General features: G+C 35.9%; 20 protein-coding genes. 12 read left to right on the forward strand and 8 right to left on the reverse strand.

Annotated features, from left to right (window positions below):
* Positions 1 to 111: 111 nt before the first annotated feature.
* A complete protein-coding gene (locus CBE70_RS03700; RefSeq protein ID WP_100158253.1) occupies positions 112 to 1,854 on the forward strand; it encodes an ABC-F family ATP-binding cassette domain-containing protein in 1,743 nt (580 codons plus the stop codon).
* A gap of 59 nt (positions 1,855 to 1,913) precedes the next feature.
* On the opposite strand, the gene yqfB is transcribed toward CBE70_RS03700, so the two are convergent.
* From yqfB to CBE70_RS03715, 3 genes are all read right to left on the reverse strand, one after another.
* Positions 1,914 to 2,234, reverse strand: coding sequence for a N(4)-acetylcytidine aminohydrolase (yqfB, locus tag CBE70_RS03705; RefSeq protein ID WP_100158254.1), 321 nt, complete (start codon positions 2,232 to 2,234; stop codon positions 1,914 to 1,916).
* A gap of 61 nt (positions 2,235 to 2,295) precedes the next feature.
* The gene (gene ada / locus CBE70_RS03710; RefSeq protein ID WP_100158255.1) at positions 2,296 to 3,144 is read right to left on the reverse strand and encodes a bifunctional DNA-binding transcriptional regulator/O6-methylguanine-DNA methyltransferase Ada; all 849 of its coding nucleotides are present in this window, start codon (positions 3,142 to 3,144) and stop codon (positions 2,296 to 2,298) included.
* A 77-nt stretch (positions 3,145 to 3,221) separates the two neighbouring features.
* A complete protein-coding gene (locus CBE70_RS03715) occupies positions 3,222 to 3,830 on the reverse strand; it encodes a DNA-3-methyladenine glycosylase family protein (protein WP_100158256.1) in 609 nt (202 codons plus the stop codon).
* A gap of 324 nt (positions 3,831 to 4,154) precedes the next feature.
* Between CBE70_RS03715 and CBE70_RS03720 the strand changes: the two genes are divergently transcribed.
* Positions 4,155 to 5,177, forward strand: coding sequence for a methyltransferase (locus tag CBE70_RS03720; RefSeq protein WP_232797342.1), 1,023 nt, complete (start codon positions 4,155 to 4,157; stop codon positions 5,175 to 5,177).
* 74 nt (positions 5,178 to 5,251) lie between these two features.
* On the opposite strand, the gene leuE is transcribed toward CBE70_RS03720, so the two are convergent.
* The gene (gene leuE, locus CBE70_RS03725; RefSeq protein WP_100158257.1) at positions 5,252 to 5,899 is read right to left on the reverse strand and encodes a leucine efflux protein LeuE; all 648 of its coding nucleotides are present in this window, start codon (positions 5,897 to 5,899) and stop codon (positions 5,252 to 5,254) included.
* 547 nt (positions 5,900 to 6,446) lie between these two features.
* Here leuE and CBE70_RS18460 point away from each other — a divergent pair.
* A complete protein-coding gene (locus tag CBE70_RS18460) occupies positions 6,447 to 6,848 on the forward strand; it encodes an FAD-dependent oxidoreductase (RefSeq protein WP_100158258.1) in 402 nt (133 codons plus the stop codon).
* 9 nt (positions 6,849 to 6,857) lie between these two features.
* A complete protein-coding gene (locus tag CBE70_RS03735; protein WP_100158259.1) occupies positions 6,858 to 7,625 on the forward strand; it encodes a GNAT family N-acetyltransferase in 768 nt (255 codons plus the stop codon).
* A 53-nt stretch (positions 7,626 to 7,678) separates the two neighbouring features.
* Here the strand turns inward: CBE70_RS03735 and CBE70_RS03740 are convergent, their stop codons facing one another.
* Positions 7,679 to 8,278, reverse strand: coding sequence for a sugar O-acetyltransferase (locus CBE70_RS03740; protein ID WP_100158260.1), 600 nt, complete (start codon positions 8,276 to 8,278; stop codon positions 7,679 to 7,681).
* Between the two features lie 81 nt (positions 8,279 to 8,359).
* Complete coding sequence (locus tag CBE70_RS03745) at positions 8,360 to 9,118, reverse strand: DJ-1/PfpI family protein (RefSeq protein WP_100158261.1); 759 nt, start codon at positions 9,116 to 9,118, stop codon at positions 8,360 to 8,362.
* Positions 9,119 to 9,203: 85 nt separating this feature from the next.
* Here CBE70_RS03745 and CBE70_RS03750 point away from each other — a divergent pair, with 85 nt between their 5' ends.
* Positions 9,204 to 9,821 (forward strand): TetR/AcrR family transcriptional regulator, encoded by a 618-nt coding sequence (locus CBE70_RS03750; protein ID WP_100158262.1) that lies wholly within the window; start codon positions 9,204 to 9,206, stop codon positions 9,819 to 9,821.
* A 28-nt stretch (positions 9,822 to 9,849) separates the two neighbouring features.
* On the opposite strand, the gene CBE70_RS03755 is transcribed toward CBE70_RS03750, so the two are convergent.
* Entirely contained in the window at positions 9,850 to 10,575 is a 726-nt protein-coding gene (locus tag CBE70_RS03755) for a sulfite exporter TauE/SafE family protein (RefSeq protein ID WP_332835628.1), read from the reverse strand.
* Between the two features lie 149 nt (positions 10,576 to 10,724).
* On the opposite strand from CBE70_RS03755, the gene CBE70_RS03760 reads away from it, so the two are divergent.
* From CBE70_RS03760 to glgP, 6 genes are all read left to right on the forward strand, one after another.
* Positions 10,725 to 11,606, forward strand: coding sequence for a LysR substrate-binding domain-containing protein (locus CBE70_RS03760; protein ID WP_100158264.1), 882 nt, complete (start codon positions 10,725 to 10,727; stop codon positions 11,604 to 11,606).
* 365 nt (positions 11,607 to 11,971) lie between these two features.
* Positions 11,972 to 14,155 (forward strand): 1,4-alpha-glucan branching protein GlgB, encoded by a 2,184-nt coding sequence (gene glgB / locus CBE70_RS03765; protein ID WP_100158265.1) that lies wholly within the window; start codon positions 11,972 to 11,974, stop codon positions 14,153 to 14,155.
* Between the two features lies 1 nt (position 14,156).
* On the forward strand, positions 14,157 to 16,226 hold the full coding sequence (gene glgX / locus CBE70_RS03770; protein WP_100158266.1) for a glycogen debranching protein GlgX: 2,070 nt from the start codon (positions 14,157 to 14,159) through the stop codon (positions 16,224 to 16,226).
* Positions 16,227 to 16,247: 21 nt separating this feature from the next.
* Positions 16,248 to 17,597, forward strand: coding sequence for a glucose-1-phosphate adenylyltransferase (glgC, locus tag CBE70_RS03775; RefSeq protein ID WP_100158267.1), 1,350 nt, complete (start codon positions 16,248 to 16,250; stop codon positions 17,595 to 17,597).
* Positions 17,594 to 19,027 carry a glycogen synthase GlgA gene (glgA, locus tag CBE70_RS03780; protein WP_100158268.1) on the forward strand — a complete coding sequence of 478 codons (1,434 nt, stop codon included), beginning with the start codon at positions 17,594 to 17,596 and terminating at the stop codon, positions 19,025 to 19,027. The genes glgC and glgA overlap by 4 nt, the downstream gene beginning before the upstream one ends.
* Before the next feature lie 45 nt (positions 19,028 to 19,072).
* Entirely contained in the window at positions 19,073 to 21,523 is a 2,451-nt protein-coding gene (glgP, locus tag CBE70_RS03785; RefSeq protein ID WP_100158269.1) for a glycogen/starch/alpha-glucan family phosphorylase, read from the forward strand.
* A gap of 85 nt (positions 21,524 to 21,608) precedes the next feature.
* On the opposite strand, the gene CBE70_RS03790 is transcribed toward glgP, so the two are convergent.
* Positions 21,609 to 21,809: a helix-turn-helix domain-containing protein gene (locus CBE70_RS03790; RefSeq protein WP_100158270.1), complete on the reverse strand. Its 201-nt coding sequence runs from the start codon at positions 21,807 to 21,809 to the stop codon at positions 21,609 to 21,611.
* A gap of 356 nt (positions 21,810 to 22,165) precedes the next feature.
* On the opposite strand from CBE70_RS03790, the gene CBE70_RS03795 reads away from it, so the two are divergent.
* On the forward strand, positions 22,166 to 22,957 hold the full coding sequence (locus CBE70_RS03795) for a hypothetical protein (RefSeq protein ID WP_100158271.1): 792 nt from the start codon (positions 22,166 to 22,168) through the stop codon (positions 22,955 to 22,957).
* The last annotated feature ends 43 nt before the right edge of the window (positions 22,958 to 23,000 follow it).

The following is a 23,000-nucleotide window of genomic DNA, read 5'->3' on the forward strand; positions in this document are numbered from 1 at the left end:
ATTTTACTGCGTTAACCTGCCTGAGCGACGTTAACTATTACCTCTCCTCAGCTTACAGGGTTATCGCTTGATATTACCCAAGGCATTGTCATGCCTAAAAATGAGTAAGCTATGAGCACTTTATTATCTACACAAAATCTATCTTTCCATAATAATCACGGTTTATTATTAAACGATATTTCTTTAGCACTGATTAAAGGTGAGAAGATTGGTTTAATTGGTTATAACGGTTGTGGGAAAAGTACTTTATTAAAATTACTTTCACATCAATTATTACCAAGTTCAGGTGTTATTTCCGTTGCTAATCAAACGGTTATGGCATATATAGAACAACACTTACCCACTGAATTACAGTCAATGACTTTAATGAATGCTGTACTTCATAAATTACCTGAAGAATACAGATTATCTGAAGGCTGGCGAGCTGAGTTATTGCTAAGTGAAATGGGATTTAAACTTCACGAAAAAGATCTACTTGTTTCACAATTAAGTGGTGGTCAACACACTCGTTTATTATTAGCGAGAGCGTTAATTATTGAGCCTGATTTATTATTACTTGATGAACCAAGTAACCACCTCGATTTACCCACCATTTTATGGTTGGAAACCTTTTTAAAACAGTGGCGTGGTAGCTTCATTCTGGTTTCACATGATAATACGCTATTAGACAACGTAACGAATTGTACATGGATTATTCGTGATAAATCGCTATCTATCTTTCGGTTACCCTGCTCTCAAGCTCGAGTTGAACAAGAAGAGCAAGATATCAGTGCGCAACATCGCTATGATGCACAACAAAAAGAGATAGATAGAATAGCCCAAAGTGCGAAGCAACTTGCAATATGGGGGCACGTTTATGATAACGAGAATTTATCTCGTAAAGCCAAACAGATGGAAAAACATATTGTTCGTTTAAAAGATGAACAAACTGAAGTGACGTCTGGAAATCAGTGGGTATTACAGTTTTCTGGTACGACATTACGTGCCGACAGACTCTGCGAATTAAATCAACTTGCTGTTATTCCTGCTGAAAATACACCAGTTTTATATACAGTTGAAAATCAGCGTATAAAAAGTGGTGATCGAGTAGCAATAATTGGCGCTAATGGAACAGGTAAATCATCATTATTAAAGATGATTTGGTCACTTAGTTTAGTTGATATAAGTGAACAAAATGCAATAAAGTTGCATCCTCGAGTTGAATTGGGTTATTACGATCAAAAAATTGCTCAATTAGTTGATAATGATACCCTTTCTGATGCATTAAAACCCTTTGCGCCATTAACGGATGAACAGAGAAAAATGGCACTTATTAGTGCTGGTTTTGCTTATACTCGCCACGGACAGAAAGTGAGTACATTAAGTGGTGGCGAACGAGCACGTTTATTGTTTGTTGGCCTGAGTTTAGCAAACTATTCTTTATTAATGTTGGATGAGCCTACAAACCATATTGATATGGAAGGCAAAAAGGCATTAGCTGAACAAATTAGCCAATTTCCTGGTGGTGTCTTATTAGTTAGCCATGATAGAGAATTGATTGAAAATAGCTGTAATCGTTTTTGGTATATTCATAATGGTATTTTAATAGAGCACCATGATATTGAAGCGATTTATCAGCTTATTACTGAAGAGGAAATACCAGAAATTCAGCAAGAGAATAAACTCAATAATTTGCAGAATATCTCATCAGTTCCATTAGATTCACATGATGATGAAAAACTCTTTAAGTTAATTGAGCTAGAAGAGAAATTAGAGGCTGATTTAGCGCGTAAAACTAACCATCAAAAACCTGCTTTGCAGGCGCAATGGAAATTAGAAATTAGCCAGCTAAAGCAAGCACTTAAATTGATATAAGATTGATAAGGTTTTGTTTAAGTAAAAAGGATCACGATGTGATCCTTTTTTATTTGTTCTTATTTTACTAACTGATATTCAATAAGATATAAAGATTGTGTTGTCGGATAAATATCTTTGATAAGTGCTTTCAACACTGGAAGTGTCATGCCTTCCTGCTGCGCGTGATACTCATTAATATCGTCATAACGTAGAGACGATACCGCTATGATTTTCAATTTTCCATAATGAGTACGATGTTCATTAGCAAATAATTCAACAATGCTTCCCGGTTTGTAATCACTTTCACTTTCATCTCGGATAGTAATCACTTTTTTTCCTTCAAGAATGGAAGGTATTAAACGTTCAAAAAAAGTAATTTCTGTTGGTATTGCCGACATAATATTGACTCATAAATTTATTGATAAGTTGCTGATTATCTTATCATACAATAACTCTTTTTTATTTCTTTTTACCCATAGAGATGTCATTTAAAGCTTCCGTCTGAAGTAACTTAGCCTTACGCTCAATCCCCCAACGATAACCAGATAATTCACCATTTTGTCGAATAACACGATGGCATGGAATAGCAACAGCTAGTTTATTAGCGGCACAAGCATTAGCGACTGCTCGATATGCCTTAGGCACTCCAATTTTGTTAGCAATTTCTTGATAAGTCATAGTGCTACCAAAAGGGATATCTAATAATGCCTGCCAAACTTTTTGCTGAAATACAGTACCTTGGATATCAAGAGGTAAAGATAAGGGTTGTTTGGGTAATTCAATAAAGCCGATGACTTGTGCAATGACTTGCTCAAATTCTTCATTTGCACCAATTAATTCGGCCAGAGGAAATTGTTTTTGCAAATCTTCTAATAACACCTCTGCATCGTCCCCTAACATAATGGCACAAATCCCCTTTTCACTTTGTGCTACAAGAATACTTCCCAAAGAGCACTGAGCGATAGCAAAAAAGATGGCAATATTCTTACCACCCGTACGCCAATTCGTTGGTGTCATACCTAATATTGCTGTTGCATTTTCATAAAAACGGCTATTAGCATTAAAGCCTGATTGATAAATCGCATCTGTAATACTGCCGTCTTGAACTAACGCTTTTTTTATTAATTTTTGACGATAAGCATTAGCATAATCTTTTGGTGTGATCCCCATCGTTGATTTAAATAAGCGATGGAAATGATATGGGCTTGCCATAACATGCTCTGCAATAGAGGTAAGCGACACGTCACCGTTATTTTTTTCAATAAAACGGCAGGCTTGCTCAATAAGTTGATTATATTTACTTTCCATTATGGTAGTCCTTTAAACGCGGGATTATGGCTATTCTTGACAAACATAATGAATAAAGAACTCCGTTTATTGCTCAATTACTCTGGTTCTTTAGATAATGCCCATAGATAAAGCGATGCCGTGGAACCATAGGGTGAATAGCGTTTTCTGTAACGTTCGAAGCGCGCTTTATCTAATGTTTTATGACGATAAAGACGCATAATTCCGCGTTGAATAGCTAAATCTCCCCAACTTAAAATATCTGGTCGATTAAGCGAGGAAATTAATAGCATTTCTGCTGTCCAAATCCCAATACCTTTTAGTTGAATTAAAGTATCGATAACCTCTTTATCTGTCATATCAGGAATTTTATTTAAATTTAATTTTTCTGAGATAACGGCGTCAGCAATACCGATAATATAATCGGCTTTGCGCATAGTCATTCCACACTGTTGGATCTCTTGTTCTGATAATTTTGCGATACGTTCTGGTGTGTAAATACCCCCACATAAATTGAGTAGTCGCTGATTAACAGTTATGGCAGCAGAAACCGAAATTTGTTGTTCAATAATGTTTTTAACTAATGCTGTAAATAGATCAGGTGTTAATGGACGCTTAATTTCACCTATTCTTTCAATGAGTTCGGCTAAGCGCTTATCACATTTTTTTAATGAGTTTATCTCTGTTTCGCCATATTGAAAATGCATAAATTAACTTAATTTAAATGGAATATTCATGTCAGTATAACGTGAAAATAAGTGTGCTATGCACTCCATTTCTTGCTTTTTTGCTAAACTTTCTACCTTTTATCATAGGTAACTAAAGTAGTGTTTGGTAAAAGAGCTTAATTAATTTTTCGTAGAAGAAGTTAATCAATAAAAAATATCATCACATTTAAAAACTATAATTTTATATTAGAAGTTATAACAAATATAAAAATACCAAATTTAAATTAGCACCTATACTTTATTTTACCTTCTGAATTTTTACTTAGGTCAATTCTTGGTTATTCTGTAATTACAGGATTTAATATGAAAAATCATACACTCAATTTACAAAACAAAGCTGACGCACTAGCAGTAATGAAGAAAGCAATGAGCTTTACTATTCCTGCCGCATTAAGAGTTGCAGTAAAATTAAATATCGCGGATTTATTAAAAAATGGCTCTAAAAGTATTGATGAATTAGCAGAAAAAACAAATTCATCACCATCTGCATTAAATAGAATATTAAGAATGTTAGCCTCTGAGAAAATATTTTATGAATTAGAAAATCAAAACTACTCACTTACTCCTATGGGCGCTTTTTTATTAAGTGATCATGAATATAGCTTACGTGATGCCATTTTAATGCTGACAAATGAGACGTTATGGAGACCTGTCGGTGATATTACTGAATCTGTGCAAGGTAATCCCGCCTTTGAAAATCTTTATGGCATAAGTTTTTACCAATACTGGCAAGATAATGTAAGAACAGATCATGATTTTCAATCAGGTATGAGTTCACTTTCAAAGATAGAAAATTATTTCATTATTAAACATTATCAATTTCCTGAAAATGTAATTATCACAGATATTGCTGGCGGATTAGGCGGATTGTTATTAAACGTATTAAAAGAAAATCCGACTTTGAAAGGACAATTATTTGATAGGCCTCATGTGCTGGAAAGAACGTTGTTGACTGAATTAAATGATGATAGTCGTTGGCGTTTAATATCAGGAGATTTATTTGGAGAATATCCCGAATCTGATATTTATTTAATAAAATATATTATTCATGACTGGGATGATAAAAGCGTTATTAAAATTTTTAAAAACTTCCGTAATGCAATGAAGCCTAATTCAAAAATACTTATTATTGAACCGGTTATTTTCAAAAAGAATGTATCTGATATGGCTAAATATATGGATCTTCTCTGTATGTGTGCATTTCCTGAATCGGGTGAACGTACAGAGGCAGAGTTTATTGCTTTACTAGATCAAGCAGATTTGAAAATTAATAAAGTGGTTAAAACAGAAACGTACAACTCAATATTAGAAGTCGTTATTAAATGACCTATTGAGATAGTCATTTATTTGTAGCAACAAAAAAAGCCACTTTCAAAAGTGGCTTTTTAGATTAAAAAAGATTATGCAGTTAACGCTAGTTTGGCACCAAAAAGTAAGAACACGGCACCAATACAACTATTTGATAATGAAGCTAACCGTTTGTTATGTTTTACTTTATTAGTAATAGCAACACCGCCAAAAATAAGAACTGATAAATAAAGCATACTGCATGTTTCTAAAATTGCACCCAATACAAAGAATGGAACACCTGCATTTTCATACTTAGGATCGATAAACTGAATAAAGAAAGAAACATAAAAAATGATCATTTTTGGGTTAAGCATACTCAAAAATAACGCCTTAACATAAAGACCATCTTTTGCTTTTACAGTTACTTCAGTTACTTGCTCTGGTGTCTCTTTTTTCTTTTGGAACGTTGCATATAACGTTTTTAACCCTAAATAGGTTAAATAAAGAGCACCTGCATATTTAATGACAATAAAGAAGACGGGTGAAGTCTTGACTAATGAAGCAACCCCCAAAAATGCCAAAAAGATTAATAATGCATCACCCGTAAAAACACCAAGAGCGGCTTTATACCCCCCTTTTACGCCATGCTTCGCACTGGAAGTAAGGACGAAAATCGAGTTTGGACCTGGTACTAAAGTAATAAAAATAACGCCTAAAAGGTATGTCCAAATATTTGAAATACCGATACTTTCTAACATACGACGCCTTTTTTAAAAAAATAACATGCTGAATATGTGAGCTATCATATCCACAATATTTTTTTTGTAAAACAATAATCTTTATACAGACTAAAGATAAGTTAATTACTCTGCTTTTTAATATAAAAAGCAGTTAGTAAGACTTTTTTTGTATTTATTTTTAGATTAAAAAACCAGTTTGAATCTAAGTTATAGTATGATGCTGAAATTAAAATTTATTCAGATTTAACCTCTGCATAAATCTATTAAAATGAAGTTATAAACTATATTTTGGTTTTAATTTAGATTCAATATCCTATTGTTTGTTTTGTGTTATGGTTCATTATTCTTTTTGTGATCTTGAGCGATATTTTATTTTTAATATTAAAACCGCCTTACTCATTAATTTCATGAAAAATAAGTGTTTTTATTAGTATTTAGAGCGTTATTTAGCACAAAAAGAGAGGGAATAAAAAAGATTATATTTACCAAAACCATTATTCTAGGTTGTTTTTTATTTTTAGCATAAAAAACATGCTTACCTCTGATTACAGTTTAAGAGAATAAAATGGATCTAAATAGCTCATCTTTACCTTGTATTATCTCCACACCAGAGATGGAGTTACGCCATTTTGCTCAAAATGAGATTATTGCAACTGAAGATTACATTGATAATAGTGATGAACATCACCCTGAGCGAATTGCATGTCATGCACAAGCGACTTTTTATGATAATTTTACGCAAACAGGTAAACTAACAATAAAACAGGTTGCTGTTGGTGAAAGGCCTATGCCTAAAGATGAAATGCCAATTATTGGAGAAATATCTCCTTATCAGGGATTATATCTTGTTACTATGCACGCTGCCGTGACATTGTCACCTTTATTATGTGAATTAGTTGCACAAGAACTTGTTTACGAAAAAGCGGAACCTCTATTAACGCCTTATCGCGTATCACGATTCAGCTAGAGAACCATTATGGATGCACAACTGTATAAAGAATTTAAAATAGTAGAAAAAGCCTTTTGGTCAGAAATTTGTGAAAATAATATTCGTATTGGTGATCATACACATTGCTTTATGACACCAATGGATGCTGCCATTTTTAACTTTATTTATTTGCGCCAAGGTGCAACAGAAAGTTCATTCCAGCAAGCCAGCACCCTTTTTACTTCGCAGAAAAAAAATCATATTTTGGTATTACCAGAGTCATTATTGCCTGAATTTGAAGAAATAATAAAAAATGCAGGTTATACCGGTGATGGTATGACAACTGCAATGTATTTAACATTATCAGAAGCGGTATTCCCATCTTACAGAAATAATCCTTGCGATATTATTTTAACTAATCACAACCTTGAACAGTGGGCGCACCCATTAAAAACGGCGTTTCCAGTGGGAGATGATAGTGATGATACGATTGTTAATGAATATATTCGCTATCACCAGAAAGCATTAGATAATGGCGTAGCTATTTTCCATTACGCGTTATTAGTTGATGGTCAGCCTGTCTCTTCATTAACGTTAACAATACACGATAAATTAGCCCGTTTTGATGATATTGGAACAGATATTGCCTATCAAGGTAATGGTTATGCGACACATTTGATTAAGCATGTTTTAGAGTTTTGCCGTGAACAAGGCGTTGAACGTTGCTTCTTAGATGCATCAGCAGATGGTTTAGCGCTATACCGTAAGTTTGGTTTTAAATCGCTCTTTAACTATCTCAGTTTTATTAAAGAATAAAAGCTGCTATATGAATAGGCTCAATCATGTTTGTTGAGCCTATTTTTTAAATATTAATAGAGACTAAGTCTTTTCTCAGCGTCTTGTTTATCTTTATTGCTAATTTGTCTTATCACACGACAAGGATTTCCAACAGCAACGCAATTAGGTGGAATAGATTTTGTTACTACACTGCCTGCACCTATAACGCAATTATCACCGATGGTCACACCAGGTAAAATAATACACCCTGCACCTAACCATACTGAGTTACCGATAGTAATTGGTAATGCATATTCAAGTTCACTGCTACGTATTTCAGGATCAATCGGATGAGTTGCAGTTAAAATACTGACATTTGGCGCACACATCACATTGTGTCCAATTTTTACTGAGGCACAATCTAATATTGTTAAATTAAAATTAGCGTAAAATGCTTCGCCAATTTCAATTAACTGACCATAGTCACAATGAAATGGTGGTTCAATAGTAAAATTATTGCCCGTTTTTCCTAAAAGCTGTTTTAAATATGTCTTTCTCTTTTCAACGTCAGAAGGACGCGTCATATTAAAATCATAAATAATTTCACGCGCTTTTACTCTAAGTGGTTCTAAACTATCATCTTTACTAGCATGATAAAGATGACCTGATACCATTTTTTCGTATTCTGTCATTGTGATGCTCCGAATTTGAAATAAAACAGTTTAGATAAACGTCAATATTAATTTCCTTATTCTAGCGTTAATTAACTTAAATTAGCGGTGTTTTTTAAGTCCATTAAGTGCGGCTTGATGAAATTGATCATTTAAATTAGCGGTTAAGCTTTGTGAAATAACGGTCATTTCAGGCCCTGCTAAAGTGGGTGAACCTGTACCAAAAGGCGGGCGAGGATCATACTCAATCGCTAATTCAACTAATTGAGCAAAAGGTGTGCCTAGCAATTGTTCTAATACTAATAATGAAGCGTCGAATGAACCAGTTGCGGGCCCCGAGGTATAAATATTACCATCAATAACAACATCACTTCCCTCTACCGCTATGGCTCCCATATCAGGTAACATTGGAACGACATTTGAATTACTTGTCGCTCTCTTACCTTTTAATAATCCAGCGGCACCCAAAACTAAAGAGCCATAACATGTACCAATAACATAACGCGCTTTATTACCCATTTTGGCGAAGAATGCCAATGTCTCTTCATCTTCAACAATCTCTGGTGGCACCATTCCAACCACTAATACATCAAGATCTTCTGGGCACTCATTAAAAGTCATGGTTGGCATTGTTGGCCAACCAATATAGCCTTCAACTAACTCTTTCTTTTTCCATATAAAATAGATTTCTGCACTGGCAATAGTAAATACCGATTGAGCGCCATTAATATCCATAGGCATAAAACCGGGACAAACAAAAATACCGACTTTGAGCGGTTTGGATTGTTGTTTACGCCCTTCTTCAACAAGTTTAATAATTGAAGGCATATTCTTTCCATACAGCATTTCATTACGTGTCATTTTATTTTCCTATTTTGTACTAGTTAGTAAAATAATGACATTTGTTTTATACTGAGTAAATACATTTATTACTAAATGGTACAAAATGAAAAAGAAAGGTCGTCCTCGCCGTTACGATAGTGATGCTGCGCTTGAAAAAATAATGGCATTATTTTGGCGAAAAGGATTTACAGCAACATCAATGGATGATTTAGTCATTGAAACACAAATGAATAAGCCTAGCCTTTATGCCGCATTTGGTAATAAAGCAGTATTGTATGAGAAAGCAATTGAACGCTTTAATCATATTGCTTCTACACGTTATCGCCATGAACTTGAGAAACAATCACCTCAAGACAAAGTGACAGAAAGAGTAAAGCGCTATTTGATTTCAGCTATCCATTTTTATACTGATAGCGAAGGTTTAGCTGGCTGTATGGTACTTTCAACCGCAGTAACTGAAGTTGAAGATCCAGCAATAAAAACGATGTTAAATCAGGTTATTAACGCACAAACTCAGCAAGTTGAAGATGCTTTACAAGAAGCGTTAGAGGCGGGTGAATTAAAAGAAGAAACGGATATTCGTACCATTGCATTGGGTGTGGTTGCTCTTTTACATTCAATCTCATTAAGAGCAAGAGCCGGTGCCACCGTTAATGAATTACTGCCATTTGCTGATATTTCACAAACTTTAGTCATACCTTATTTATCAGATAATTATTAAAGTAAAGGCTGTGAATACAGCCTTTTTATTAAGAATAGATGCCATTAAATAGCAGTGAGCCACCTGCAAAAATCAGCATGGCATCTAGTAACCATTGAAAAAGTTTTGGTGTCAGTTTTAATACCAGTTTTTTACCAAGGTAATTTCCTACAGTTAAGCCACAACCTACTAACACCCCACTAATGAAGATAAAGCTATTAACTGCACCTAGTTGGCTAAATGTCAGGGCTTTGGTGAGATAAATAACAAATGAAGCAGCTGCTTCTGTCGCAAGTAATGGCCCTAATGTCAGACCATATGCAGAAAATATGGGAATAGTTAATGGTCCTGTGGAAAACACAACTCCCGTTAAATAGCCGATAACGGCGCCAGCAATAATAACTTGGTAAGTTTTCATTTTGATTTGATGTTTGCGTAATAAGTGGATCACGGGGATCATCAATATAAAAAACATACCCATACCCATATTTAGCCATTTTTCAGGCATTATCCATAATGTATTAGCACCAAGAATCACGGCTGGAATACCGGGTAACAGATAATAAAATAGTGGTTTAAAGCGAATACTGTGACGCCATAAATAAATACGCGATAAATTTCCCATCACTGACGCTAATGCCATAATAGGTACAGCTTCTTTAGCACCAAACACATAGGTCAATGCGGGAATTAATAAAATAGAAGAGCCAGTTCCTACAACGCCACTGATTACACCAGACAATACTGCCAATAAAATAACCGCGATAAAACTCATTATCATCCTTTAAGTTCAATACGTTAAAGACGCTGTATCATACCCGCCTTCTTTATTTTTACCTGTGATAAAATGTCACGGTATTGTGAGTTTTAATCAGAAAGCCGCTTTATTTATGATGAATAAACTATAATGAGAATGAGAAAATTATGATGAGAAATCTTCCTCCATTACCTTCATTGCGTGCTTTCTTAGTCGCTTGCCATAGCCAAAGTTATACTGAAGCCGCACAAACATTATGTGTCACTCATGGTGCTATCAGTCGTCATATCCAAGTTATAGAGAAATGGTTTGGTGTCACTTTATTCAATAAACAAGGTTTACGCCGAGTACCCACTCCTTATGCATTGACATTGGCGCAAGAGTTAAGTGATGTTTTTGATAAGTTAAATGATATTGGTTTTCGTTATGGTAATGGTGGAAAAAACGATATTTTAAATATCAGTGTTCCTACAACACTTTGTTTAAAATGGCTTATTCCACAAATGGAGGATTTTTATCTTAAATATCCTAATGCAAATATCCAAATTGCGTCTGCAAATAGTGAGCGATTTCATTTGATTAGCCATGATGATCTGATTATTCGCCCTCAACCTCAGCAACAAGAGTATTCATCTATTGTTTTTTTAGAGGATAAACATTGTTTAATTGCTTCTGAAAAATTCTTAAAACATTACAGTGTCACTAAATTTGAGGATGTTTTTGACTGCCCTGTTATTGATACACTTACTCGCCCTGGGCATTGGCAGCAATGGTTAATGGCGACTCATCTTAATACTCAGCGCTCATTCTCACGTCACTATCGCTTTGATCACTTTCATATTTCTCTTCAAGCCATTATTGAAGGATTGGGTTTAGGCATTGGCCCGATTTCGATTTTATCGAATGAAATAAATAGTGGTACTTTAAAAGTGTTATTTCCAAATATCCAAATTGCTCCAATAAGCTATTACGCTTTAACGCCATTGGGTGTACAAAAAACCAAAACACATCTTGATTTTGAACAATGGCTCACCCAAAAGAAAAGTTAATTTTACTAATGAAATAAGTGATTATTTTTCATAAAAATAGCGATTTTAACCCTATTAACTACACTTTTTAAAACTGATTTTTAGTGGTTTTATTAAAAATATCTAATGATAACCTTCTTTTTATGAATAGGTAAAAACGCCAATCGTGCTGTTTTTATAATTCGCGATCTTTCTCTACCTCTTCTATTAAATTTATTTAAATTCAAGTTATTAAGATTAAAAATTAAGTACATTAACTTATGTAAATTATTTTGATTTTAAATAATCTGTTATAAACACTTATTGTTTAACTTAAATTAACGTTCTATGCTGATATTTATATATAAAATTTATTAATTTATTTGCTGGCAACGAAGGACGATAAGATGTCTGTAGCTGTGACAAAAAAAGCAATAGAAAAACTAATTAATGGGTATGAGTCTGATCCTTTTGCACTCCTTGGTATGCATGAAACATCGGCAGGTTTGGAGGTTCGTGCTTTTTTACCAGATGCAGTTGCAGTCAGTGTCATCGATAGAAAAAACGGCCGAAAAGTAGCAACGCTGGAGCGTAAACATCCTAGTGGTTTTTTCTGTGGCGCTATCCCCCGACGTAAACGTCGTTTTAGTTACTGTCTAGATGTAACGTGGGAGAATGCACAAGGTGTCGTTGATGATCCCTATCAATTTGGCATTTTATTGCAAGAAATGGATATTTGGTTTTTAGCGCAAGGCCATCATTCCCGCCCTTACCAATGTTTAGGCGCACACCCTGCAAAACTAGGTGATATCGATGGTATTACTTTTGCTGTCTGGGCACCCAACGCAAAAAGTGTCAGTGTTGTAGGCGATTTCTCATTCTGGGATGAACGCCGTTTTCCAATGCGATTACGTCGTGAAAGCGGAATATGGGAGCTTTTTCTTCCACAAGCTCACCTAGGTGATTGCTATAAATATTCTATTCTTGATGCAAATGGCGAACGTCGATTAAAAGCCGATCCTTATGCTTTTGAAACACAAATACGCCCTGAAACTGCATCAATTATCAATACATTGCCACCAATCAAACCAATGCCATTATCGCGTCAGCAAGCGAATCAACGTAATGCACCTATGTCTATTTATGAAGTTCATTTAGGTTCATGGCGTAGACATACTGATGATCAAAGTTGGTTAAGTTATCGCGAATTAGCTGAACAGTTAATTCCATATGTTAAAGAGATGGGTTTTACTCATATTGAGCTGCTCCCTATTAACGAGCACCCTTTTGATGGCTCATGGGGATATCAACCGTTAGGGCTATATTCACCAACTCGTCGCTTTGGTTCTCCGATGGATTTCCGTGACTTTATTGAAGCGGCACATCAAGCCGAAATTAAAGTTATTTTAGATTGGGTTCCCGGTCATTTCCCTGAAGATGATTATGGTTTACGTAATTTTGATGGCACATCGCTCTATGAATATGCGGATAGACGTGAAGGCTTTCATCCCGATTGGAATACTTTAATTTATAACTATGGGCGCAATGAAGTGCTGAATTACCTTTCCGGTAATTTATTGTATTGGCATGAACATTTTGCGCTAGATGGTTTTCGTTTCGATGCTGTTGCCTCAATGCTTTATCGTGATTACAGCCGAAAAGAAGGCGAATGGATCCCAAATAAACACGGTGGACGTGAAAATTTGGAAGCTATTGATTTTATTCGTCATACCAACAAATTACTGGGTACAACTTGTCCAGGTACTGTCACAATTGCAGAAGAATCTACTGATTTTCCAGGTGTTACCTTACCGCCTGATGATGGTGGATTAGGTTTTAATTACAAATGGAATATGGGTTGGATGCATGACACGTTAGCTTATATGCAACGTGATCCTATCTATCGTAAATTTCATCACAATCAAATGACCTTTGGCATGCTCTATGCCTATAACGAAAACTTTGTTTTGCCTCTTTCTCATGATGAATTCGTGCATGGCAAAGGCTCGTTGATTGGTCGCATGGTGGGCGATGATTGGCAAAAATTTGCCAATTTACGTGCATATCTCGGTTTTATGTGGGCTTATCCCGGTAAAAAATTGCTATTTATGGGATGTGAGTTTGCACAATGGCGCGAATGGAACCACGACAGTAGCTTAGATTGGCATCTTCTTGAAGAGCCAAATAGCCCGCATCAAGGTGTTCAACACTTTGTACGTGATTTGAATCTTTCCTACCAAGCTAATGCCCCGCTTTATGAATGTGATTTTGAACGCGAAGGTTTTGAATGGCTTACCGTTGATGATCACGATAACTCTGTCTTTGCTTTTTGCCGTAAAGATGCACAAGGCAATGAAATTATTATTATCAGTAATTTCACTCCTGTTGTTCATCACAATTACGTTGTCGGTGTAAATAAAGCAGGCGCTTATCAGGAAATCCTCAACAGTGATTCTGAGTTTTATAACGGCAGTAATGTAGGCAATTTAGGTGAAATAGAAACAACCGCAAATGCGTTTAATGGCAAACCTCACTCTTTGTCGTTGTCACTGCCTCCGCTTGCGACGCTGTATTTAAGATTGAAGGATTAATATGTCTTTAGATTATGGTCGCCCTTTTCCTATGGGCAGTCATTATGATGGCTATGGAGTAAATTTTACACTCTTTAGTGAAAATGCCACTAAAGTCATTCTTTGCCTGTTTGATAAAGCAGGCAAAGAGATCCGCTACCCGTTACCGGGTAAAACGGGCGCGATTTGGCATGGGTATTTGCCCGGTGCAGGGCCCGGTTTACATTATGGTTATCGTGTAGAAGGTGAATGGAACCCAGAGGAAGGATTGTTCTACCAACCTCAGCAACTATTATTAGATCCCTACGCAAAACAGGTGACAGGTATTGTTGATAATACATTACCTTATACCTCTCCTGTTTTTAATGCATTAGAGCATGACGATAGTGCGATTACACCTAAAGCAGTTATCACAGATGATAGCGGTTGTTTTTGCCATTCTTATAAAGAAAAAGGCACTTATCAGCGTTTAAATACGCCGTGGTCAGAAACCATTATTTACGAAGGACATGTAAAAGGACTGACAAAACTGCATCCTGAAATACCAGAAAAAATACGGGGTACCTATGCCGCTTTAGGGCATCCTGCTTTTATCTCACATCTAAAAAAATTGGGTATTACGGCATTAGAGTTATTACCTGTTCAATATCATTTAACAGAGCCACATCTTCATAAAATCGGTTTAAAAAACTATTGGGGCTATAACGTATTAGCGCCTTTCGCTTTATCGACTCAATATTATTCTAATTCGGGTCGGAATATTATTGATGAATTTCGAGAAGCCGTAAGATGCCTGCATAAAGCCAATATTGAAGTGATTTTAGATGTGGTATTTAACCATACTGCGGAATTAAGTGATCAATTCGAAGGTTATATTGTTTCGCAACGTGGTATTGATAACCAAAGCTATTATTGGCTAAACGATGAACACAAAGCTCAAAATTGGACGGGGTGTGGTAATACACTCAATTTAAGTCGCCCAGAAACAGTGCAGTGGGTTATGGATTGCCTACGTTATTGGGTGACAGAATTTCATATTGATGGTTTTCGTTTTGATTTAGCAACAAGCCTTGGTCGAATTCCTTATTTTGATACTCAATCACCACTACTGACAGCGATAAGACAAGATCCGCTGCTGTCCCGTATCAAACTTATCGCAGAGCCTTGGGACTTAGGCTCTGATGGTTATCAAGTCGGTAATTTCCCTGTTCCATTTACAGAGTGGAATGATGGCTATCGCGATGTCATTCGTCGTTTTTGGTTATGGCGTGATGTGGCTATTGCGACATTTGCAGACAATATTACGGGCTCTGCAAAGCTGTATCACAAAAATGGCAGACCTCCCTATTCTAGCGTCAATATGATAACTAGCCACGACGGCTTTACACTACGGGATTTAGTGAGTTATCAGAACAAACATAACGAGGAGAATGGAGAATCAAACCTAGATGGACATAACACCAATTACAGTGTGAATTTTGGTGAAGAAGGTTTGATAGTTAACGAAAAAATAAGTCAATACAGATTGCTTGCAACAAGGAACATGCTGGCAACTTTACTGCTTTCTAGAGGAACACCTCATTTACTCGCCGGTGATGAAGTGGGTAATACGCAATATGGTAATAACAACGCTTATTGTCAGGATAATAAAGTCAGTTGGATCAAATGGTTTCAACAACCTTACAACTTAACTGATTACATTCGCCACCTTATTGAATTACGTCACCAAATTACACCTTTAAGTTCGCTTAAATGGTGGGAAGAAGATAACCAAAATATCATTTGGTTAAATCAGAATGCTCAACCTATGAGTCATGAAGAATGGCAACAACTTCCTCCCTCACCATTACAACTTCTTTTAGCGCAACAATGGATCTTAATGTTTAACCCATTAAGAAACAGCGCTGTTTTTTCTTTACCTGAAGGGTCTTGGTCTTGCTTGCTTGATACGGCTAGCTGGCCTGATTGTCACCCGACACAATCTCAGCATTGTGAAGTACAACCTAACAGTATCACCCTTTGGCGAAATAGCGTTTTTTATACTCAGTCTTCTACTGAAAAATTACCCATTATTTCCTCCCAAGTTAAGTAATTTGATTGGAGTGCTATAACTATGATGACAACAGAACAAGGCCAAAAATTAATGTTGGCACAACAACTTCCTAAAGAGGCAATTGCACTCGTTTTAGCGGGAGGTCGTGGTACACGCTTAAAAGCATTGACTTCAAAACGTGCAAAACCGGCGGTTTTCTTTGGTGGGAAATTTCGAATTATCGACTTTACGCTATCAAACTGTCTTAACTCAGGGATCCGTCGTATTGGAGTAATCACCCAATATCAGTCGCACTCTTTGGTTCAACATATTCAGCGTGGTTGGTCATTCTTCAACGAAGATATGAATGAGTTCGTAGATTTATTACCCGCTCAACAACGTCGTAATACCGAACATTGGTATATGGGTACCGCTGATGCTATCTATCAAAACCTCGATATTCTTCGTAGCTACCAAGCAAAATATGTCGTGATTTTAGCTGGCGACCATATTTATAAAATGAACTATGCGCGTTTATTACTCGATCACGTTGAAAACAAATCAAAATTCACCGTAGCTTGTATTCGTGTTCCTAAAGAAGATGCATTCCAATTTGGTATTATGGATATCGATGAAAATCGTAGAGTGCTCAATTTCTTAGAAAAACCATCAAACCCGCCTTGTATTCCTGATGATCCAGAACACTCATTAGCAAGTATGGGTATTTATGTGGTTGATAGAGATTACCTCTTTGATTTATTGGAAGAAGATAGTCGTGATCCAAATTCACACCATGACTTTGGCCAAGATATCATTCCCAAAATCACGGAACGTGGTGATGTTCTTGCACACCCATTTGAACTCTCTTGTGTCAGCTCAGATCCTTCAGTACCACCCTACTGGCGCGATGTAGGAACCATTGAAGCTTATTGGTCTGCTAACCTCGACTTAGCCTCTGTAACACCAGAGCTTGATATGTATGCGAAGGATTGGCCAATCCGCACCTTTATGACACCTTTACCACCAGCCAAGTTTGTTCAAGATAATCATGGTGAACATGGACAAATGATGAACTCGCTGATTGCTGACGGTTGTATTATTAATGGTTCAACACTCTATTCATCTATTCTATTCCCATTAGTTCGCGTTGAGTCTTTCTGCCATATCGAAGATTCCGTGATTTTACCTGATGTGACGGTGAGCCATCATTGCTACTTAAAACGCTGCATTATTGAACGTAGCTGTACAATTCCAGAAGGCACAGTTATTGGGATGAATGCAGAAGAAGATGCTGCACGTTTCCACCGCACTGAAGAAGGCATCGTGCTTGTAACAAGAGAAATGCTTGAGCAATTAGCACGGAAAGAAAAAGAAAATCCAACTGAAACAAGTGCAGAACAAAAACCTCAAAATGAGGAGGCATTTTCGTGAATGTCCTTCACTGTTGTTCTGAATTCTTCCCTCTGCTAAAAACAGGGGGATTGGCTGATGTTATGGGTTCTTTACCTTTAGCTCAGAAAAAAATAGGTTTAGATGCGCGGGTTGTTATTCCCGCGTTTCCTGCTATCAAAGATAATATTCCCGATCTCAAATTAGTAACTAATATCGATACGTTTGCAGGTAATGTTTCTCTGCTTTACGGGCAGTACCAAGGTGTTGATATTTATCTTATTGATGCACCTCATCTTTATCAACGTACAGGTAGCCCTTATCACGATCAATATCAACATCCTTATGGTGATAATGTTTTTCGTTTTGCCTTATTAGGTTGGGTGGCAAGTGAGCTATCAGCAGGATTAGACCCCTTATGGCGAGCTGATGTTGTTCACGCTCATGATTGGCATGCAGGACTAGCTTGTGCTTATCTCGCAGTTAAACATTACCCCGCAAAATCTGTTTTTACTGTTCATAATCTGGCTTATAAAGGTGAGTTTTCACCCTATCATCTGCATCAGCTTGAATTACCTGATTACAGTTTTTCAATTAATGGGCTGGAATATTACGGACAAATTTCATTCCTAAAAGCAGGTCTCTTTTATGCTAACCACATTACGACAGTCAGCCCAACTTATGCCAAAGAGATAACCACTCACGAGTTTGGTTACGGTTTAGAGGGATTATTACGCCAACGTGCTTATGAACAGCGATTAAGTGGCATCTTAAATGGTGTTGATGAGGCAGTTTGGGATCCTGCAACAGATAACTTAATTACGCGTCGTTATGATGTTAAAAACCTGAATAAGCGTTTAGAAAACAAAACAGCATTACAGAGAAAATGTGGTTTACCTATCAACAATAGCGCCCCTCTTTTTGCAGCGGTAAGTCGTTTAACTTCGCAAAAAGGGCTCGATTTAGTTATTGAAGCGCTCCCCGATATCGTTGAACAAGGCGGTCAGTTTGTTTTATTAGGTACTGGCGATAGTCACCTTGAAGCGGCATTTTTACATGCACAACAGCAATATCCGCAAAATGTAGCGGTGCATATTGGCTATGACGAAAGTTTTTCACACCAAGTTGTCGCGGGTGCTGATGTGATTATGGTGCCTAGCCGCTTTGAACCTTGTGGGTTAACTCAGTTATATGGCTTGAAATATGGTGCCCTACCTTTAGTGAGACACACAGGGGGATTAGCCGATACGGTTAATGATTGTTCATTAGAGAATTTAGCGCATCACCAAGCTACTGGTTTTGTTTTCTATGAAGCGACGCCTGACTCTCTGCGTCAGGCTATAAATCGAGCCTTTACCTTATGGAGTATGCCTAAACAGTGGCAACAAGCTCAAACTGATGGCATGAATCAAACTGTTTTTAGTTGGGAAACCGCTGCAAAAACGTATGCGACACTGTATCAAAATTTATAGACATGAAGTCCATTTGAATCAGTGGATAACAAAAAGAGATTTATAATGAAAAATTTATGTGAATTTGATTATCTATCACCCGATAAGGATATTGAGTCATTAAAGCGTTCTATTGTTTATAAGCTAATGTTTATCGTTGGTACGTCGCCAAAATATGCAACACCAACAGATTGGTTAAATGCAACTTCTTACGCGATTAGAGACCGTTTAGTCGAGCGTTGGTTAAAATCAACCAAGGCGGAGCTTTCACCGAAAGTAAAACAGGTTTATTACATTTCGATGGAGTTTCTCATGGGGCGTTTTTTAACCAACGCCATGCTCTCTTTAGGTGTTTATCACGAAGTCAAAGAGGCGTTAAAAGAGTTAGGTCTTGATCTTGAAAAACAAATCGAACTTGAGCCCGATCCCGGTTTAGGTAATGGTGGTTTAGGTCGTTTGGCAGCTTGCTTTCTTGATTCTTGTGCCACGCTAGGTTATCCCGTTACAGGTTATGGTATTCGTTATGAATACGGCATGTTCCGCCAGCAAATTCAAAATGGCGAACAATATGAAGTTGCAGATAACTGGCTTGAAAAAGGTAATCCTTGGGAATTTCCTCGTCATGATCTGCAATTTGAAGTAGATTTTGGCGGACGTTTACAGCAAGAAGGTGAGAAAAGTTATTGGGTTGATACCTTTAATATTATGGCACAGCCTTACGACTCTATTGTTCCGGGTTATAACACGCAAGCAACAGATACCATTCGTTTGTGGTCAGCCAAATCAAACGTTGCGTTTAACTTAGGTAAATTTAATAAAGGTGAATATCTAGAAGCAACAGAAGCAAAAGATCGCTCTGAAAATATCTCTCGTATTCTCTACCCTGACGATTCAACCGCGTCAGGTAAAATGTTGCGTTTACAGCAAGAATATTTCTTAGTGAGTGCTTCTGTTCAAGATATTTTGCAACGTCATTATCATCTGCATCAACGCTTTGATAATCTGAAAGATTTCATTGCAATTCATCTTAATGATACTCACCCTGTTCTTGCTATTCCTGAGTTAATGCGTCAACTGATTGATAATCATGGATTTAGCTGGGATGAGGCATGGGAACAAACTATTCATATATTCTCATACACTAACCATACATTAATGGGAGAAGCATTAGAAACTTGGCCTGTTGACATGCTAGGTCGTTCGCTTCCTCGCCATTTACAAATCATTTTCCAAATTAATGATAAATTCTTGAAACAAGTTAGAGCACAATTTCCTAACGATAACGACTTATTGCGTCGTGTTTCTATTATCGATGAAGAAAATGGCCGTAATGTTCGTATGGCATGGTTAGCCGTTATTATTAGCCATCAGGTTAATGGTGTTTCTGAACTTCATAGCCAATTAATGGTGCAATCTTTATTTGCTGATTTTGCGATGATCTATCCTAAGAAATTCTGCAATATTACCAATGGGATCACACCACGTCGTTGGTTAGCATTAGCAAACCCTTCGCTCTCTAAAGCAATTGATAGCCATATTGGTACAAATTGGCGAACCAATTTAGAGCAATTGGGTGAATTAATGCCATTGGTAAAAGATAAAAATTTCTTGCACCAATTAAGAGATTCAAAACGTATCAATAAACAAAATCTTGCTCAGATCATTAAAGATGATTTAAATATTAATATTAATCCAGATGCACTGTTTGATGTACAAATCAAACGTATTCATGAATATAAACGTCAACTTCTCAATGTATTAGGCATTATCACTCGTTATAATCGCATTTTAGAAAACCCAGAGAAAAACTGGGTACCTCGCGTATTTATTTTTGGAGGTAAGGCTGCATCAGCTTATTATAATGCGAAGAAAATTATCAATCTTATCAACGATATTGCAAGTAAGATTAATAATGACGAGCGTATTAAAGATAAACTAAAAGTGATCTTTATTCCTAATTATGGCGTAAGTTTAGCGCAACACATTATCCCAGCGGCAGATTTATCTGAACAAATATCATTAGCAGGAACAGAAGCTTCTGGTACAGGAAATATGAAATTTGCCCTAAATGGTGCATTAACCATCGGTACACTTGATGGTGCTAATATTGAAATTGGTGAACATGTTGGTTTCGATAATATGTTTATCTTTGGTCACAATGCACAAGAAGTTGCGGAACTAAGACAGCGTTATTCCCCTCGTCGTTATTACGATGAAGATATTGAGTTACATACTGCGCTTAATCAAATTGCTAATGGTTTCTTTAATCCAACTGATCCTGATAAGTACAAATCAATTTTCGATAGCTTAATTGAGTTTGGCGATCATTATCAGGTATTAGCTGATTACCGTAGCTATGTTGATACTCAAGATAGTGTTGATGTTCTCTATCAGGATGAAGATGCTTGGTTGAAAAAATCTGCGTTAAATATCTGCCAAATGGGCTATTTTTCTGCGGATCGTGCAGTAACAGAATATATGCAACGAATTTGGAAAGCTTCTGCGATTACATTGTAAAAACTAAGCTAAATTTCTAAGGACAGAACAGTAACCGCGCTCTATTGCGCGGTTTTTGCTTTTTATCGCTCAAGAGTGAGTAAGATTAGATTTTAATACAATAAGCACAACGTCTTGCACCTTCTAAGATATATTCAACACGTTGTAGTTCCACCCCTAGTGTTTCAGAAAATTGCTCTTTTTCTGTATTACAAAAACCTTGGCATACTTTAGCTGCTGCACAAATTGGACAATGATCTTCAATAAAAAGATATTCGTTATCTCTTACTTGCTCCCAGTGTGCCATATAGCCTTCTTGGCTACGTAGTGTGGCTAAAATATCTAAGCGCTCTGTTAGTTCATCCGCATCTTTTATCGCTTGTGTGTAGCGCTCATAACTCTATTTCTTTCGAGCTAAAATAATTTTTTCGATAGCACTTTCACCCAATTCTTCGCGAATAGTCAGTAAAATCTGAGCGGTTAATTCAGCATGGAAAATAACACGCAGTTCTTATTAAACCTTATATTTAATATTATATAAAAATAAAAAAGGTGATATTTTTTCACCTCTTTTTTATTAAAATTATTTTTTATTAGTTTCATTTGTGAAAGATTTTATTATTTATTCCGTCAAAATTTATTTTTATGACAAAGGGAGTTTTTATGAAAAATATTTTAATTAATTTTGCAATTAAAAAACAAAATACAGAAACTATTTTTGATAACGATAATTTAAAAAATTATGTGAAACTTTTAAATAACATTAAAGATATTAAAAACACCCCTTTAATAGACTTTTCTGGTAGTAATGGAGAAAAGGTTAGTGTAAATATTGCAGAAATTAGTCGTGACTTACTATCAAAAATACTAAAGCTTTATACACCCACAAAAATATCTTCTTGCAACATTAGTACCGAAAACAAAGAAAAATCAATAAAATTGTTAAATAAAGCTTATAAGAAAATAGATAAAGATATTTTAGATTGGTGGAAAAATGAAAGAATAATTTTTCCTTCTTCAATAATTAGTCGAAGAATTGACAATTTAAATTTGAATAAAGATGTTAATATAAATAAAGAAAATTATATAGATAAAAAATTTTTTATAGATAAAAAACTTAAAGAAATTATATTTATTTTAATATCTAAAGAATTTAATTTACATTTAGATAAGAAAGCAGCTCAAAGTACGATGATCCAACATTTACAAGATATCCCTGAAGTTGTAAAAGCAATAGATGAATTGGGGATCTCTGAAGATCCACATTTAAAATATGAAACTTATTGTTTAATGGCTGAATATATTTACAATTTTTTATCAGTAAATAAAAATGAAGTTGATTTTTCTAAAATAAAAGAAGCAGTTAAAGAAATCGCTGAACGAAAATTGGCTACTCCTAAAGATGGATTAACTCAACCTTCCCCTTATTTTACAAATACTCTTGCTTTTTTGTGAAAAATTAAACTATCGCTCCAATACTAGACATTATGTATAACTC

Source organism: Proteus columbae (genome assembly GCF_002777965.1).
In the GTDB taxonomy this organism is placed as follows: domain Bacteria; phylum Pseudomonadota; class Gammaproteobacteria; order Enterobacterales; family Enterobacteriaceae; genus Proteus; species Proteus columbae.